The organism is Minwuia sp. IMCC3060 (assembly GCF_029909435.1).
Classification (GTDB): Bacteria; Pseudomonadota; Alphaproteobacteria; order Minwuiales; family Minwuiaceae; genus Minwuia.
The window spans coordinates 3212341-3226852 of the sequence record NZ_CP123782.1 but is presented as its reverse complement, the minus strand read 5'-3'; the positions used below and the strand labels follow the sequence as shown (position 1 = coordinate 3226852).

General features: G+C 65.1%; 16 protein-coding genes. 8 read left to right on the top strand and 8 right to left on the bottom strand.

All coding sequences use genetic code 11. From position 1 onward, the window contains the following. Nucleotides 1–95: 95 nt before the first annotated feature. On the bottom strand, nucleotides 96–464 hold the full coding sequence (locus tag QGV54_RS15215) for a TfoX/Sxy family protein (RefSeq protein WP_281015987.1): 369 nt from the start codon (nucleotides 462–464) through the stop codon (nucleotides 96–98). 82 nt (nucleotides 465–546) lie between these two features. On the opposite strand from QGV54_RS15215, the gene QGV54_RS15210 reads away from it, so the two are divergent. Then, nucleotides 547–1299, top strand: coding sequence for an SDR family NAD(P)-dependent oxidoreductase (locus QGV54_RS15210; RefSeq protein ID WP_281015988.1), 753 nt, complete (start codon nucleotides 547–549; stop codon nucleotides 1297–1299). A 21-nt stretch (nucleotides 1300–1320) separates the two neighbouring features. Here the strand turns inward: QGV54_RS15210 and QGV54_RS15205 are convergent, their stop codons facing one another. Both QGV54_RS15205 and QGV54_RS15200 read right to left on the bottom strand, forming a co-directional pair. Further along, on the bottom strand, nucleotides 1321–2037 hold the full coding sequence (locus QGV54_RS15205) for a TerC family protein (RefSeq protein ID WP_281015989.1): 717 nt from the start codon (nucleotides 2035–2037) through the stop codon (nucleotides 1321–1323). A gap of 24 nt (nucleotides 2038–2061) precedes the next feature. Beyond that, nucleotides 2062–2706, bottom strand: coding sequence for an MBL fold metallo-hydrolase (locus tag QGV54_RS15200; protein WP_281015990.1), 645 nt, complete (start codon nucleotides 2704–2706; stop codon nucleotides 2062–2064). 153 nt (nucleotides 2707–2859) lie between these two features. Here QGV54_RS15200 and QGV54_RS15195 point away from each other — a divergent pair, with 153 nt between their 5' ends. Genes QGV54_RS15195 through zapE form a run of 3 tightly spaced genes read left to right on the top strand, consistent with a single transcriptional unit; the run spans nucleotide 2860 to nucleotide 5395 of the window. Continuing rightward, on the top strand, nucleotides 2860–3273 hold the full coding sequence (locus tag QGV54_RS15195) for a PaaI family thioesterase (RefSeq protein WP_281015991.1): 414 nt from the start codon (nucleotides 2860–2862) through the stop codon (nucleotides 3271–3273). A 44-nt stretch (nucleotides 3274–3317) separates the two neighbouring features. Next, on the top strand, nucleotides 3318–4244 hold the full coding sequence (gene pqqB / locus QGV54_RS15190; RefSeq protein WP_281015992.1) for a pyrroloquinoline quinone biosynthesis protein PqqB: 927 nt from the start codon (nucleotides 3318–3320) through the stop codon (nucleotides 4242–4244). Further along, on the top strand, nucleotides 4241–5395 hold the full coding sequence (gene zapE, locus QGV54_RS15185; RefSeq protein ID WP_281015994.1) for a cell division protein ZapE: 1155 nt from the start codon (nucleotides 4241–4243) through the stop codon (nucleotides 5393–5395). Before pqqB ends, zapE begins: the two co-directional genes overlap by 4 nt. Before the next feature lie 8 nt (nucleotides 5396–5403). Here the strand turns inward: zapE and QGV54_RS15180 are convergent, their stop codons facing one another. Continuing rightward, nucleotides 5404–6177, bottom strand: a complete 774-nt coding sequence (locus QGV54_RS15180) for an SDR family oxidoreductase (RefSeq protein WP_281015995.1) — start codon at nucleotides 6175–6177, stop codon at nucleotides 5404–5406. A 191-nt stretch (nucleotides 6178–6368) separates the two neighbouring features. On the opposite strand from QGV54_RS15180, the gene QGV54_RS15175 reads away from it, so the two are divergent. Continuing rightward, entirely contained in the window at nucleotides 6369–7277 is a 909-nt protein-coding gene (locus QGV54_RS15175; RefSeq protein ID WP_348637687.1) for a choline ABC transporter substrate-binding protein, read from the top strand. A 103-nt stretch (nucleotides 7278–7380) separates the two neighbouring features. Further along, nucleotides 7381–8010 carry a glutathione S-transferase family protein gene (locus QGV54_RS15170; RefSeq protein ID WP_281015997.1) on the top strand — a complete coding sequence of 210 codons (630 nt, stop codon included), beginning with the start codon at nucleotides 7381–7383 and terminating at the stop codon, nucleotides 8008–8010. 24 nt (nucleotides 8011–8034) lie between these two features. Here QGV54_RS15170 and QGV54_RS15165 read toward each other — a convergent pair whose 3' ends face one another. Together QGV54_RS15165 and QGV54_RS15160 are read right to left on the bottom strand one after the other, a co-directional pair. Further along, nucleotides 8035–9015, bottom strand: a complete 981-nt coding sequence (locus tag QGV54_RS15165; RefSeq protein ID WP_281015998.1) for a 4Fe-4S dicluster domain-containing protein — start codon at nucleotides 9013–9015, stop codon at nucleotides 8035–8037. Continuing rightward, nucleotides 9012–10154: an aminotransferase class I/II-fold pyridoxal phosphate-dependent enzyme gene (locus QGV54_RS15160; protein WP_281015999.1), complete on the bottom strand. Its 1143-nt coding sequence runs from the start codon at nucleotides 10152–10154 to the stop codon at nucleotides 9012–9014. The genes QGV54_RS15165 and QGV54_RS15160 overlap by 4 nt, the downstream gene beginning before the upstream one ends. Before the next feature lie 62 nt (nucleotides 10155–10216). Here QGV54_RS15160 and QGV54_RS15155 point away from each other — a divergent pair, with 62 nt between their 5' ends. Next, a complete protein-coding gene (locus QGV54_RS15155; protein ID WP_281016000.1) occupies nucleotides 10217–11617 on the top strand; it encodes a M48 family metalloprotease in 1401 nt (466 codons plus the stop codon). A gap of 104 nt (nucleotides 11618–11721) precedes the next feature. Further along, entirely contained in the window at nucleotides 11722–12456 is a 735-nt protein-coding gene (locus tag QGV54_RS15150; protein ID WP_281016001.1) for a DsbA family protein, read from the top strand. A 178-nt stretch (nucleotides 12457–12634) separates the two neighbouring features. Here the strand turns inward: QGV54_RS15150 and maiA are convergent, their stop codons facing one another. Beyond that, nucleotides 12635–13273, bottom strand: coding sequence for a maleylacetoacetate isomerase (gene maiA / locus QGV54_RS15145; RefSeq protein WP_281016002.1), 639 nt, complete (start codon nucleotides 13271–13273; stop codon nucleotides 12635–12637). Continuing rightward, nucleotides 13270–14436, bottom strand: a complete 1167-nt coding sequence (locus QGV54_RS15140; RefSeq protein WP_281016003.1) for a hypothetical protein — start codon at nucleotides 14434–14436, stop codon at nucleotides 13270–13272. The genes maiA and QGV54_RS15140 overlap by 4 nt, the downstream gene beginning before the upstream one ends. Nucleotides 14437–14512 lie beyond the last annotated feature (76 nt).

Sequence of the window (14512 nt, the reverse complement as noted above, 5' to 3'; positions counted from 1 at the left end):
AACAAACAATTCACTGCAAATCCCCGCGAAGACATCAGTCTACAGGTTTCGCGGGTCGATTCTCGACACGATGCCCGTGTGAATTGGATTGAGGGTCAGGACTTTCGCTTCCGCTTGGAGGGTGGCTTGGCTGCATCGGCGCGACCGGCAGCTTCGATCGCACGAAGTGCCCAGGCGACCGCTTCCGTCTGATCGTCGTACAGGTCCTCAGGCAGGGCAAAATAGCTCAGGACGCCGCGTGTTCCCTTCGACGTTTCATAGGTGAAGGGTTCCGACCCGGCGGCCTCATAGTCCGGACGGTTCACGTCATCGACCTTCATGTAGATGGTCTCGCGGATGATCAGGGCGAACATCAGGCCCTGATGAAACAGGCCTGCCCCACCAAACATGCGGCGGAACGCTATGGCGCCGACCGGATCGAACAGTTCAAGCGCGAATTCACGATATTCAGGGCTGATGGCCATCGGGGCACTCTGATCTTGTCCGTTGTGATGCAGGACATATGTCGTCAGTCTGGCAGCAATCGAACGGTTTGGGGAGAATGTGATGGATCTGGGTCTCAAGGGACGCAACGTCATCGTGACAGGTGGCAGCCGGGGAATCGGCTTCGGCATGGCAGAGGCTTTCGCGCGCGAGGGGGCGAACGTAGCGATCTGTGGCCGCACCGCGTCCAGTCTCGACCAGGCGCAGGAGAGTCTCGGTGCCCATGGTACCCAGATCATCGCGCTGCCCTGCGACGTGGGCGATCCGGCGGCGCTGAAGGCCTTCATCGAGGGCGCGGCGGAGGCCATGGGTGGTCTGCATGTCATGGTCAACAATCCGTCCGGTTTCGGTCGCACCGACGACGAGGAAGGCTGGCAGGCCGGGCTGGACATCGACCTGATGGCTCTGGTCCGGGCGGGCTGGACCGCTGTACCGCTGATCGAGAAATCCGGCGGCGGCAGCCTGATCCACATCTCCTCCATCTCCGGCCTGATGGCGTCCGGTCGCACACCCCCCTATGGGGCGGTGAAGGCGGCGGTGATCCAGTACACCAAGACGCAGGCGGTGGAACTGGCACCGAAGAACATCCGGGTGAACTGCATCGCGCCGGGATCCATCGAGTTCCCCGGTGGTGTCTGGGACATGGCGCGACAGAACAATCCGACGCTGTACAAGGGCATCCTGGCCAGCATTCCGCACGGTCGCATGGGGCGCGCGGACGAGGTCGGCAAGCTGGCGGCATTCCTGGGCTCGGATGCGGCGTCCTGGGTCACCGGGCAGACCATTGCCGCCGACGGTGGCCAGATGCTCAGTTGATCAGTCTGCGCGGGGGCTGGCTCAGGGCTTCTTCCGACGGGCACTCCGTGCCGCCAGATTGAGCACTTCGACCAGTACCGAGAAGACGATTGCCGCGTAGATGTAGCCACGTTCGATATGGAAGTGCAGGCCGTCGGCGATCAGGGCTGTCCCGATCAGCAACAGGAAACTGAGCGCCAGCATCTTGGTCGTCGGATGGGTGCGGATGAACCGGGAGACCGGCTCTGCAGCGAACAGCATGACAGCCATTGCCAGCGCCACCGCCGTCACCATGACAGGCAGGTTCTGCGTCATGCCGATGGCTGTGATGACCGAGTCGAGCGAGAAGACCAGGTCCAGCGCCACGATCTGCGCGATGGCGAAGGCGAAGCTGGTGGATACCTTCGCTGCCCCTTCCTCCTCCTCACCCTCGACAGCCGCATGTATTTCAAAGGTGCCCTTGCCGATCAGGAACAGCCCGCCGCCGAGCAGGATCATGTCGCGCCAGCTGACCGTGTGCTCCCCGATGCTGAAGACCGGTGCGACCAGTCCCGCGATCCAGACGACCACGGAGAGCAGCGCGATGCGCATCGCCAGTGCCAGACCCAGGCCGATCCGTCGCGCGGCAGGCTGCCGTTCCGGCGGCAGCTTTTCGGTGACGATGGAGAGAAAGACCAGATTGTCGATGCCGAGCACGATCTCCAGCGCCGTGAGGGTCGCCAGGGACGCCCAGATGTTCGGATCGCTCAGCCATTCCATGTCGGTTCAGCCTGATTGAGGCGCTCAGATTTCCACGAAATCGGCGCAATAGGGATTCGACATGCGCTCGTTCCCGAAGGTGGAGGTGTCGCCATGGCCCGGCACGAATGTCACGTCGTCACCCAGCGGCCAGAGCTTCTCCCGGATCGAGGTGATGAGCTGATGATGGTTGCCCCTGGGGAAGTCGGTACGGCCCACGGAGCCCCGGAACAGCACGTCACCGACAATCGCCACCTTCGACGCGGCATTGTAGAAGATGACGTGGCCGGGCGTATGCCCAGGGCAGTGCCGTACCTCCAGCGTCATGCCACCGACGGTGACGCTGTCGCCGTCTTCCAGCCAGCGGTCCGGCGTGAAGGCGCGCGCGCCGTCGAAGCCGAAGCGGCTGCCCTGTTCATCCAGCTTGTCGATCCAGAAGGTCTCTTCCTTCTGCGGTCCCTCGATGGGCAGGCCGAGTTCCTCGGCGATTTCCGCCACCGCCCCGGCGTGATCGATGTGGCCATGGGTGACCAGGATCTTCTCCAGCTTCACACCATTTTCCTTCGCCACTTCCAGCAGGTGCGCCTTGTCACCTCCCGGATCGGTGAGCGCCCCGACCATGGTCTCGGGGTCCCAGATGACGCAGGCGTTCTGGCGGAACGGTGTAACGGGAACGATGGCGACTTTCATCTAGGCAACTCCTGAACGGTCGGTCGCCCAGAAATAGGGCCTGAAACGGTGCAGGTGAACCCTCTATCGGCTGGACCGTCCATGCGCCATACGGGCTTTTGTCTTCGGTGGCGGTCCCTATGGTGTCGGGAAGGTCGGCTCCGGGGAGGATTCATGCGACAGAACGAGATCAAGGGTGCACCGCTGCTGAGCGAGCACATGCCGGTTTCGGTGATCGAACGTGGTGACGGGTTCTACGTCATCGAGACGACCTTCACCGACTATCACCTCAATGCCGCCGGATCGGTGCATGGGGGCATCATCGCCGCCTTTCTGGACTGCGGGATCGCGGGCGGTGGTGCGTCCAGCCGCAACCGGGGCGTCGGCATGTACGGGGTCACCATCACGATGAACGTCAATTTCGTGCGCAGCGCGCGCGCCGGGGACGCGCGGGTGACCGCGCGGGTCATCGGTGGCGGTGCCCGCACCAAGTTCGTCGAGGCGGAACTGACCGACGGTGGGAACGGGCCGGTCGCGACCGCTTCGGCCACCGTGAAGGTGATCGAGATGCCAACCCTGGAAAGATAGGGTTATTGTCTGCGGCAGGACGTTTCTGGATTCGGGGGAACGACATGGAAGTGCTGGTGCTGGGTGCCGCCGCAGGTGGCGGGTTTCCCCAATGGAACTGCAATTGCGTCAACTGCCGTGCCTTCTGGGACGGTGATCCGGCGCTGCAGGCGCAGACCCAGTCCTCCATCGCCGTGTCGGCGGACGGTGCGCGGTTCGTGCTGTTCAACGCCTCTCCGGACCTGCGCCAGCAGATCGAGCGCAACCCCGCGCTGCACCCGAAGAGCGGCCTGCGTGACAGTCCAATTCGCGCCGCGGTGCTGACCAATGGCGATGTGGATCATACGGCGGGGCTGCTGAACCTGCGGGAAAGCCAGCCCCTGGCGCTCTATGCCACGCAACGCATTCAGGACGTGCTGGCCGCCAACACCATCTTCAACGTGCTGAACCCGAAGTTCGTCGACCGTCGCCCCTTCACCCTGAACCAGCCGGTTGACCTGACGGAGCAGGACGGTACGCCGCTCGGCCTTTCGCTGACCGTCTTTCCCGTGCCCGGCAAGGTGGCACTCTGGCTGGAGGACGGCTCGGCCGACAACAATTTCGGGACGGTCGACGAGGATACGGTGGGCGTGGAGATCACGGACGGGCAGGGGCGCAAGCTGTTCTATATCCCCGGCTGTGCCCGCATGACCGATGAGCTGGCCGAACGCCTGCAGGGCGCGGCCATGGTGTTCTTCGACGGGACCCTCTGGACCGACGACGAGATGATGGTGCAGTCGGTGGGCATCAAGACCGGGCAGCGGATGGGCCACATGTCGATCAGTGGACCGGATGGAACGCTGGCCGCCTTCGACGGGCTGGAGGTCGGACGCAAGGTCTTCATCCATCTGAACAATACCAACCCTGTACTGCGCCGGGATGCCGCCGAACGTGCAGAGGTCGAGGCCCGTGGCTGGACGGTGGCGGAGGATGGCATGAGGTTGAGCCTGTGAGTGAGGTCGGACTGGACAGCGCCGGCCCGATCCACAGTTACCGCAAGCTCGTGAAGGCGGGCGAACTGAACCACGACCCGGTTCAGGAGCTTTCGGCGGAAAAACTGCAGTCGCTGCATCACCGTCTGCAGGGCTACGATCCCGGCAAGGAAAAGGGTGTCCGCCGCCTGTTCCAGTTCGGTGCCCGCAAGAAGGTGGGTGAGGTACCCTCCGGTCTCTACATCTACGGTGGTGTCGGGCGCGGCAAGTCGATGATCATGGATCTGTTCTTCGACACGGCCCCGGTGAAGCGGAAACGCCGCATTCATTTCCATCGTTTCATGCTGGAGGTGCATGCGGACGCCCACAGGTTCCGCCAGACTGCCAGGGAAGCGCGCGATGGCGACGATCCGATTCCGCCCATTGCCGACCGGGTGGCGTCGGAGGCGACGCTGCTCTGCTTTGACGAATTCCAGGTCACGGATGTGGCCGACGCGATGATCCTGGGGCGGCTGTTCACGGAGCTGTTTGCCCGCGGCGTCGTGGTGGTCGCGACATCCAACCGTGCCCCCGTCGACCTCTACAAGGACGGCCTCAACCGCCAGCTCTTCCTGCCGTTCATCGACCTGCTGCAGGAGAAGCTCGACGTGCTGCACCTCGACAGCCCGACCGACTACCGCATGGACCGGCTGAACCAGATGCCGGTTTATGTCTCGCCTCTGGGGGCGGAAGCGGATGCGGCGCTGGAGAAGGATTTCGCGGCGCTGACGGAGGGGGAGGAGGCGCAGGCCGAAAGCCTGACCACCCAGGGACGGACGCTGGAGATTCCCCGCGCTGCCAAGGGCGTGGCCTTCATGACGTTCGCCAGCCTGTGCGAACGCCCGCTGGGCGCTGCCGACTATCTGGCACTGGCGGAGCGCTACCACACCCTGATCCTGGCCGAGGTGCCGAAGATGACGCGGGAGAAGCGCAACGAGGCGAAACGCTTCGTCACGCTGATCGACGCGCTCTACGAGAACCGCACCAAGCTGATCTGCGCCGCCGATGCATCACCCGACGACCTGTACCCCTCCGGCGATGGTGCCTTCGAGTTCCACCGCACCGCCAGCCGCCTGCACGAGATGCAGTCCGCCGAGTATCTGGCGGAACCGCACGTGCTGAGAGGCGGCTGAGGACAGGTTCAGGTGGAGCTGCCGCCGCGCTTGGCCTTGAAGCGGCGCATGCCCTTCAGCCAGCGGTCGACGTCGAGAACCTTGCGCTTCATGTACTCCCGCACTTCCTCGTGCGGCAGGATCAGGAACTCTTCGCTGTCCATGGTGCGAATGACGCAGTCGGCCAGCTGTTCCGGCTCCATCATGCCGTCCACCGACGCGATGGTGACGTCGCGGCCCGTGGTCATGGCGGTACGCACGGCCTGCGGGGCCAGCACGGACACCCGGACACCCCGGTCGCCATAATTGATCGACAGCCATTCCGCGAAGGCGACGGCGCCATGCTTGGTGACCGAATAGGTGGAGGAATTGACGTGGGTCAGCAGCCCGGCGGCTGACGCCGTGTTGATCAGATAGCCACCGCCACGGACAGCCATCTTCTCCGCCACCGCGCGTGCGGCATAGACGTGCGCCATGACGTGAATGTCCCAGTTCTGCTGCCAGTCCTGATCGGAGGCATCCAGCCCGCCCATGCGCGCGATGCCGGCATTCGAGACAAAGACGTCGATGTGGCCATAGGCCTTCTCCGCCGCCGCGACCAGGGCCTGGATATCCGCCTCCTTCGCGACATTGGTGACGACGGCCAGGCCGCCGACTGAGTCCGCGACCTGTTTCAGTGCGTCTTCCTGCAGGTCGGCGACGACAATGCCCTTCGCGCCCTCCGCATGGAAACGCTCCGCCAGCGCCTTGCCGATCCCGGATGCGCCGCCCGTGATGACGCAGATCTTCCCCTCGACACGCATGATGCTCTCTCCCCTTGTTATTCGTGCCAAATCTAGCCGCTGAAGGCGGCTGTTGTCGCGGCATTCGTTCAATGCTTCCATGCGTGTCCGAACAAACCATCTGGACAACAGGACGGGAGAGCACAATGGGACACCACAGCAGCCTTCGGCGACATCTGAGGCGCCTTGCCGGTATCGGGCTGGCAGCCGGCATGGCGACCCTGGCGGCCGGAAACGCGCAGGCGGCCGATCCGGCGGCCTGCGAGACGGTCCGCTTCTCCGATGTCGGCTGGACCGACATCACGGCGACGACAGCGGCAACATCGGTGGTGCTCTCCGCGTTGGGGTACGAGCCGGATGTGAAGGTACTGTCGGTTCCGGTTACCTATACCTCGCTGAAGAACGGTGACATCGACATCTTCCTGGGCAACTGGATGCCGACGATGGAAGCCGACATCGCGCCCTTTCGGGAGGATGGCAGCGTCGAGACCGTGGGCGTCAATCTGGAGGGGGCCAAATATACCCTTGCCGTGACCCAGGGGGCCTATGATGCCGGGCTGAAGAGCTTCGCCGACATCGCGAAGTTCAGGGACCGCCTCGACGGCAAGATCTACGGCATCGAGCCGGGCAATGACGGCAACCGCCTGATCCTGGACATGATCGAGAAGGATGCCTTCGGCCTGAAGGGCTTCGAGGTTGTCGAGTCGTCGGAGCAGGGGATGCTGGCGCAGGTCAGCCGTGCCGCCCGCCGTGGCGAGGATGTGGTGTTCCTGGGCTGGGAACCGCATCCGATGAACGCCAACCACAAGATGGCCTATCTCTCGGGCGGCGATGACTGGTTCGGGCCGAACTATGGTGGTGCCACGGTCTATACCAACGTCCGTGCGGGTTACACGGCAGAATGCCCGAATGTGGGCAAGCTGCTGGGCAACCTGAAGTTCAGCCTGGCCATGGAAAACGAGATCATGGGCGCGATCCTGAACGACGACGAGGAACCGAAGAAGGCCGCCACGGCCTGGCTGAAGGCGCATCCTGAGGTGCTGGGCAAGTGGCTGGACGGCGTCACCACCCTGGACGGTGGCGATGGCATGGCCGCCGTGAAGGGCGCCCTTGGCCTGTGATTGCTGCTGACCGATATTCCTGCTGCTGATGATGGCGCGTGACGGCGGATGCTTCCGCTGTCGCGCGCCGCATCCGACTTCTGATCCTGGGGAGGACTGATCCATGCGTTTCTATGATTGTGGTACTGCACCGAGCCCGCGCCGCGCGCGCATCTTCATCGCGGAGAAGGGGCTGGATATCCCGACGACCGAGATTTCCATCGCGAAGGGGGAGCAACTGGGCGAGGATTTCCTGGAGGTCAATCCGCGGGCGACAGTGCCGGCGCTGGAGACCGATGACGGTGTCACCCTGACCGAGAACCTGGCGATTGCGACCTATCTGGAGGAAGTCGGTGACGGCCCGAAACTGATGGGTACGACACCGGCGCAGAAGGCCGAGATCCTGCAATGGGCCGCCATCGCCGAAAGCCAGGGTGGCGCGGCGGTAGCCGAGGCGCTGCGCAACGGCAACCCGCACATGAAGGGCCGTGCCCTGCCCGGCCCCGACAATTACGACCAGATCCCGGAACTGGCCGAGCGCGGCGTCAGGCGCGCCGGGCGCTTCCTGGAAATGCTGGAGGAACGGCTGACCGGGCGTGAATGGATGGTGGGCGACAGCTTCTCCTATGCCGACATCACCACCTTCGTCTTTGTAGACTTCGCCCGGATCATCAAGGTCCGCGTCGATGAGACGAAGCCTGCCCTGAATGCCTGGTACACGAAGATGAAGGAGCGCCCGAGCGCGTCGCTCTGACGCCGGGCCAACAACCGGGGAGGCCTATTTCAGCCGTCGCAGCATCTTCTGCAGCAGCTTCGGGCCGGTTTCCGGGCGGCTCCATGGGCAGACGGCGATGCAGATGCCGCAGCCATAGGTCTGGTTGAAGTAGGGCACGCAGCGGTCGAAATCGACGTACCACTTCTCGACGCCGCGCACCGTCTGCTTCGCCTCCGATATGGCATCGGGCGGGCAGGCGCGGCTGCAGACCTGGCAGTTCTCGCAGAAGCCGTCGGCACCGAAGCTGTCGGGTGTGTCCGTGTCCAGCGGCATGTCGGTCAGCACGGCTGCCAGCCGGAACGATGAGCCGAAACGGCGGTGGATGATCGAGCCGTGCTTGCCCAGTTCGCCCAGGCCCGCCGCGATGGCGGCCGGAACCATGACCAGCGGGCCACCCACCGGCCCACCGTGCGGCACGGCCTGAAAACCGCGTTGCCTGATCCAGTCCGCGACCGCGCGGGCGGCGCGGGTGCCACGATTGTACTGGCGCATCACCTCCACGACCGACGGCGGCTCCGGCGCGGTGGCCAGTTCCGCGTGGTCCATCCGGACCGCCACCATGATGACGTTGGGCAGATCGGCCTTGTGCCCCTCATAGACCCATTCCGGCTGCATCCGGGCGATGCCGACGTCATCCGCCTCTGCCGTCAGGGCATATGCCTTCACTTCCTGGGTGAAACCGGCGGCCGAGCCTTCGGACCTGTGGTCGGCGACAGGTGCACGTTCCTCGTTACCGCGGCCACCGAGACCATGGCGCATCTCCATGATCTCCGGCACGTCACGGCGGGTCTTCTCCAGCATCCAGTTCTGCAGCTTCCCATGCGCCAGACTGCGCGGGTCCTGCCAGTAGATCGGGGAGGGGGCGCGAACCTGCGTCTCACCCAGCCCGTTGATGGTATTGCCGGAGATATCGGGGAACAGCGGGAGCTGCTCCGGGTCGATGGTGGCGTCCAGCACCCGCCCATCGAAGGCGTGGCCAGTCATTTCAGCCAGTCCTTCAGCCGCGCCGCCGCCTCCGCCATGTCCTCGGTGGTTCCGGCGAAGGAGAAGCGGACATACTGGTGCCCGCGCTCCGGATCGAAATCGATGCCCGGCGTGGCCGCGATCCCGGTTTCCGCCAGCATCCGCTTGCAGAAGGTGACCGAGTCGTTCGTGTGACGGCTGACGTTGGCATAGATGTAGAAGGCCCCGTCCGCCGGGGCGAGTTCATCCAGTCCCGCCTTCGGCAGTTCGCGCAGCAGCAGGTCGCGGTTCTGGCGGTATCTTGCCATGTTCGCCTCCACCTCATCCTGGCAGTCGAAGGCGGCGATGGCGGCATGTTGCGACAGGGCCGGGGGCGAGATGAAATGGTTCTGCGCCAGGCATTCGACGGACCTGTGCAGGTCCTCCGGCACCACCATCCAGCCGAGCCGCCAGCCGGTCATGGAGAAGTACTTCGAGAAGCTGTTGATGATGATGACCCGATCACTCAGCGCCGCCGCCGTGACCGCAGGGCCGTGATAGGTGATGCCATGATATATCTCGTCCACGATCAGCCGCATGTCGCGCTGGTCGCAATAGCTGATCAGGCTGCGCAGCGCTTCGGTATCCAGCATGGTACCGGTCGGGTTGGCCGGGGTGGCCACCAGCAGGGCATCCAGGGGACCCTCCACCTGGTCCAGCAGTTCGGGGGTTGGCTGGAATCGTGTCGCCGGTCCGGTCGGCACGCCCACGGCCTCGATATCCAGCGAGGTCAGGATGTTGCGATAGGCGGGATAGCCCGGCTCCGCCAGCGCGATCCGGTCGCCCGCATCCATGGAGGCCAGGAAGGACAGCAGGAACGCGCCCGATGATCCGGTGGTGACCGCAATCCGCTCCGCCGGAATCCGGACCCCGTAGTAGTCGCGATAGTGGCGCGCGATGCGGGCCCGCAGTTCCGGCATCCCCAGCGCATCCGTATAGCCGAGACGCTGCCCCTCGGCGGCGGCAATGGCCGCCTTCAGCACACCGGACGGCGCGGGGGTGGAGGGTTGCCCGACCTCCAGATGCAGCACGGGCTTGCCCTCGGCCTCCCGCAGTGCCGCCGCTTTCATGACTTCCATCACGTAGAATGGTGGAACGGCACCGCGCTTCGACACTTTCATGCCATCTTTTCCTTCAATATCATCGGCAGCCCGACAAACCCGTCCCGAGGAGTACCGCCAAGGTGCGACGCCTGAACCGACTGCCGTCGCCGACACGTGGCCGGAGCCTGCGCGGGCAGATCGCCAGCCTCTGTTCGGCGCTGGCCCTGATGCTGCTGTTCACCCTGCCGACCCATGCCCAGAACCGCGCCCTTAATCTCGTGCGGGACGCGGAAATAGAGCATATCCTGGCGCTCTACGCCAAGCCGTTGTTCCAGGCCGCAAATCTGGACCCGCGGGTGGCGCGCACCTATCTGGTCAACGACCCTTCGCTGAATGCCTTCGTCGCCGGGGGACAGCGGATCTTCGTCTTCACCGGACTGATCCTGAAGACCGAACTGCCGCGCCAGCTTGTCGGCGTCCTGGCGCATGAGACCGGTCATATCCGCGGCGGTCACCTGTCCCGCACTGCGGAGGCGCTGGCCAATGCCCAGACCCTGTCGATCATCGCGGCACTGCTGGGCGGAATCGCGGCTGCCGCCTCCGGCAACGGTCGCGCGGCGGGCGGGCTGATCGCGAGCGGCTCCAGCGCGGGAACAGGCCTGTTTCTCGCCTATTCCCGCAATCAGGAATCAGCCGCTGACCAGGCCGCTGTCGAACTGATGGAGCGGGCAGGCTGGTCGCCCAGAGGCATCGTCGAGTTCCTGAAAGTGCTGGACCAGCAGTCCTTTCTGCTCGGCGACCGGGGCGGCAACAGCTACCTGCGCACCCATCCGATCAGCTTCGAGCGTATCGACGCACTGGAGAGCCGGGTCGAGAAATCACCGCTGGTGGACCAGCAGGATCCGCCGGACATGGTGCGGGCGCACCAGCTGATGCGGGCCAAGCTCGCCGGTTTCGTGCGGGAGCCACGGGACATCATGCGGGACTATCCGCCGGAGGATACCTCCGATGTGGCCCGCTACGCCCGCGCGGTCGCATTCATGCGGCTTGCCCGGACGGACGAGGCCCTGGCCGAGATCGATGCACTTATCGCGGCCTATCCCGGCAATGACTACTTCGTGGAGCTGCGCGGACAGATCCTGCTGGAGGGGGGGCGCGTGGCGGAGTCGCTGGAGCCGCTGCGCGAGGCGGCGGAACGCATCCAGCATGCCGCCGTCTCGACGATGCTGGCGCAGGCCCTGATCGCGACCGGCACGCCCGCAACGGACGCGGAGGCACAGGCCCTGCTGGAAGAGGTTGTCCGGTTCGAGAATGACAACGCCCAGGCCTGGAGCCAGCTCGCCATCGTCTATGGCAGGCTGGGCAACCGGGGCATGTCCCTGCTGGCGGGCGCCGAGCAGTACTTCCATACCGGACAGCTCGATTTCGCTGAGGAACAGGTCGTGCGTGCGCTCGGCATGCTGCCCAAGGGGTCGCCCGACTATTACCGGGCACTGGATATCCAGAACGCCATCACCACCGTCAGGCGGCGGGCGCGCTGATGGCGGCCGCAGGCACTTTCACACGGTTGTGGCTTGCGGTCCGGGTATCGCGCAGGCAGAAGGGTCTGCATGAGAAGTGCCCCATCCAATCGGGAGTCTGTCCTTTGATCAGAACCATGCTCGCCCTTGCCCTCGCGCTGCTGTTTGCGCTGCCCGTGCAGGCAGAGGAGGCGAAACCGGACGAACAGGCGAAAATCGAACAGATTGTCCGTGACTATCTGTTGCGGCATCCGGAAGTGATCGTCGAGGCGCTGGAGGAGATGCAGCGCCGCGCGGAAGTGGCGGAGCGCGAGCGTACCAGCGCCATGGTCGCCGCACACATGACCCAGCTCGACGATCCGACCGGGCGCTTCGTGGCGGGCAACCCGGACGGTGACGTGACGGTGGTGGAGTTCTTCGACTACCGCTGCGGCTACTGCAAGCGTGCCTTCCCGTCGCTGATGGAAGCCATTCACAAGGACGGCAATGTCCGGCTGGTGTTCAAGGAGTTTCCGATCCTGGGCGAGGACTCAGTGCTGGCCGCCCGTGGTGCGCTGGCCGCAGCGAAGCAGGACCGCTACTACGACATGCATGTCGCCCTGATGCAGGAACGCGGCAGCTACACCGAAGACAGGATCATGGCCGTCGCCCGTGATCTCGGACTGGATGTTGCTGCCCTGAAGGCCGACATGCAAAGCCCGGACGTCGATGCCGCCATCAGCCGGAACTACACGCTGGCGCGCACGCTCAAGATCACCGGCACGCCCGGTTTCATCATTGGCGATCAGGTCGTCCCCGGCGCGATCAGCACGGAACAGATGCTGTCGATGATCGCAAAGGCCCGCGACGCCAAGGGCTGATCACGGCCGTATCGAAGCATGAACGGTTCCCCTTCCCCCTTGATGGGGAAGGTCGGGTAGGGGGTGAACCGGCGAAGCCGGACAGCGATCAGACCGCAGTGCTGCAGCCTTCGGTTTCCCCCCTTCGACCGCTGCGCGGCCACTTCCCCCGCAAGGGGGGCAGCAGGGAAGCGATCCCCTACGCCGCGTCGGGCTGCTTCATCGGGTGGGCGTCGGCGAAGGCGGGCAGTTCGTTGCAGGCGGCGTCGATGCGGACAAGGGTCGGGTAGGCACCGAGGTCGAGATCGAAGCGTCTGGCGAAGAATATCTGCGGCACCAGGCAGGCATCGGCGATGCCCGGTGCTTCCCCGTGACAGAAGGTGCCTGTCTGCCTCTCCGTCGACAGCCGCGCCTCCAGCGCGGCAAGCCCATCGTGGACCCAGTGGGCGATCCATGCGGCGCGGCCTGCCTTGCCGCCGCCGACTTCGTGCTCGACGCGGTTCAGGACCCGCAGGTTGCCGAGGGGATGAATGTCGGCGGAGATCGCCAGGGCGATCCCCAGCACCCGCGCGCGCCCGGCGGCGTCCGATGGCACCATCGGTGGCTCCGGGTACAGCGCATCCAGATAATCGATGATCGCCAGTGACTGGAAGATGCGGTTGCCGTCATGCTCCAGCACCGGAACCAGACCGGAGGGGCTGATCTCCCGAAAGGACTCCGCGCGTTGCTCCCCCTTGAACAGGTTGACGAAGATCCGCTCCGCCTCCACGCCCTTCAGGTTCATGACGATGCGCACGCGATAGGCCGCGGACGAACGGAAATAGTCATAGAACTTCACTGGCCTGTCCCCTTCCCGATGTTGGCCGCCGCGCTGGCGTAGAGCGATGTCGGCTCATGTTCCTGCAGGCGCGGCAGGTCACCGGCGATCGTGTCCCGCAGCGCCGCCAGCAGATCGCGTGCACCGGGATAGTTCCTGTCCAGGCCGGTCCGCATCACCTGCGCCAGTGTCCTGGCCCACTGGCGGACAAGGGCGCGCGCATCCTCCGCCGCCGGATCGAAGCGCCGGTAGATATGGCCGATCTCCATCGCCACCATGTCGCCGATCCGGTCGGCCCTGACGCCGTCCTCGTCCAGCAACTGCTGGTTCACCAGATCAAGGAACCCGTCCAGCCGCCGAAGGTCGCCGCTCAGCGTCTCCGGATCGAAGCGCCGGGTCACGGTCCCGAGGCGTTCGGCGTCGCTGATCACCACCGCCAGTGTCTCGTCGGACAGGTTCAGACCATCGTGGGCGCGCACCGCGTCCCCGACCGTCGCGGCGGAGCCATCGTGCAGATAGGGCGCGCTCTCGGCGAGGCCGAACAGCGGCGGCGCCTGCACCAGGCGTCCGGTCCCGATGTCGTGGAACCGGGTGCCGGGCAGAACCGAGCTGTCCCCGTGGCAGGACAGGCAGTGCGCGCGATAGGCGGCGCTGGTCGCTCGTGCCGGGTCCCGGTCGGTGAAACCGAACTCCATCTGCCAGGCCACCAGCGCATCCATCAGCCAGTCCTCCAGCGGTGGTCCACCGAACTCCCGGGTGATGACATTGTGGCTGAAGGCGCGAAGGGTCGGGAACCGACCGTCATGACCATAGGGCGCGGTCCAGCGCACACCGCGCAGGCTGGGGATGTTGACCGGATTGTCGAGACCATCGTCTTCCCGGAAGTGGAACTCCCGATGGGTCAGGTCGATGTTGCCCGGTCGGTCCGATGCGCCGGGAATCATGAAGGCCGTATTGGCGGCCCCATTGGTGTGGCAGGCATCGCAGGACAGGCCACGCCGGGCAGCGTCGCGCCCCAGCGTCAGCGGGCTGCGAAACACCAGCTCCCCCAGGCGTGCCAGATGACCGGCGGTGCCGCCGCGTTGCTCCGCAATGACGGCCCGCGCCGGATATTCGGAAAGCGTGGCCTCGATCCGCGATCCGGGCGGCAGCCATTTCAGCGGATCTTCCTGCGCCTCCGCCATGAAGGCAGTCACCAAGGCGGACAGACCGGCGATCAGGGCGGGTAACAGAACCAGGGGCCGAGGCGAAGGCCGGGAC

Excerpts from the sequence above, each read along its gene's own strand:
- QGV54_RS15215 (WP_281015987.1), bottom strand. The coding sequence starts at position 464 with ATGGCCATCAGCCCTGAATATCGTGAATTCGCGCTTGAACTGTTCGAT.
- QGV54_RS15210 (WP_281015988.1), top strand. The coding sequence starts at position 547 with ATGGATCTGGGTCTCAAGGGACGCAACGTCATCGTGACAGGTGGCAGC.
- QGV54_RS15205 (WP_281015989.1), bottom strand. The coding sequence starts at position 2,037 with ATGGAATGGCTGAGCGATCCGAACATCTGGGCGTCCCTGGCGACCCTC.
- QGV54_RS15200 (WP_281015990.1), bottom strand. The coding sequence starts at position 2,706 with ATGAAAGTCGCCATCGTTCCCGTTACACCGTTCCGCCAGAACGCCTGC.
- QGV54_RS15195 (WP_281015991.1), top strand. The coding sequence starts at position 2,860 with ATGCGACAGAACGAGATCAAGGGTGCACCGCTGCTGAGCGAGCACATG.
- pqqB (WP_281015992.1), top strand. The coding sequence starts at position 3,318 with ATGGAAGTGCTGGTGCTGGGTGCCGCCGCAGGTGGCGGGTTTCCCCAA.
- QGV54_RS15180 (WP_281015995.1), bottom strand. The coding sequence starts at position 6,177 with ATGCGTGTCGAGGGGAAGATCTGCGTCATCACGGGCGGCGCATCCGGG.
- QGV54_RS15175 (WP_348637687.1), top strand. The coding sequence starts at position 6,369 with ATGGCGACCCTGGCGGCCGGAAACGCGCAGGCGGCCGATCCGGCGGCC.
- QGV54_RS15170 (WP_281015997.1), top strand. The coding sequence starts at position 7,381 with ATGCGTTTCTATGATTGTGGTACTGCACCGAGCCCGCGCCGCGCGCGC.
- QGV54_RS15165 (WP_281015998.1), bottom strand. The coding sequence starts at position 9,015 with ATGACTGGCCACGCCTTCGATGGGCGGGTGCTGGACGCCACCATCGAC.
- QGV54_RS15160 (WP_281015999.1), bottom strand. The coding sequence starts at position 10,154 with ATGAAAGTGTCGAAGCGCGGTGCCGTTCCACCATTCTACGTGATGGAA.
- QGV54_RS15140 (WP_281016003.1), bottom strand. The coding sequence starts at position 14,436 with ATGGCGGAGGCGCAGGAAGATCCGCTGAAATGGCTGCCGCCCGGATCG.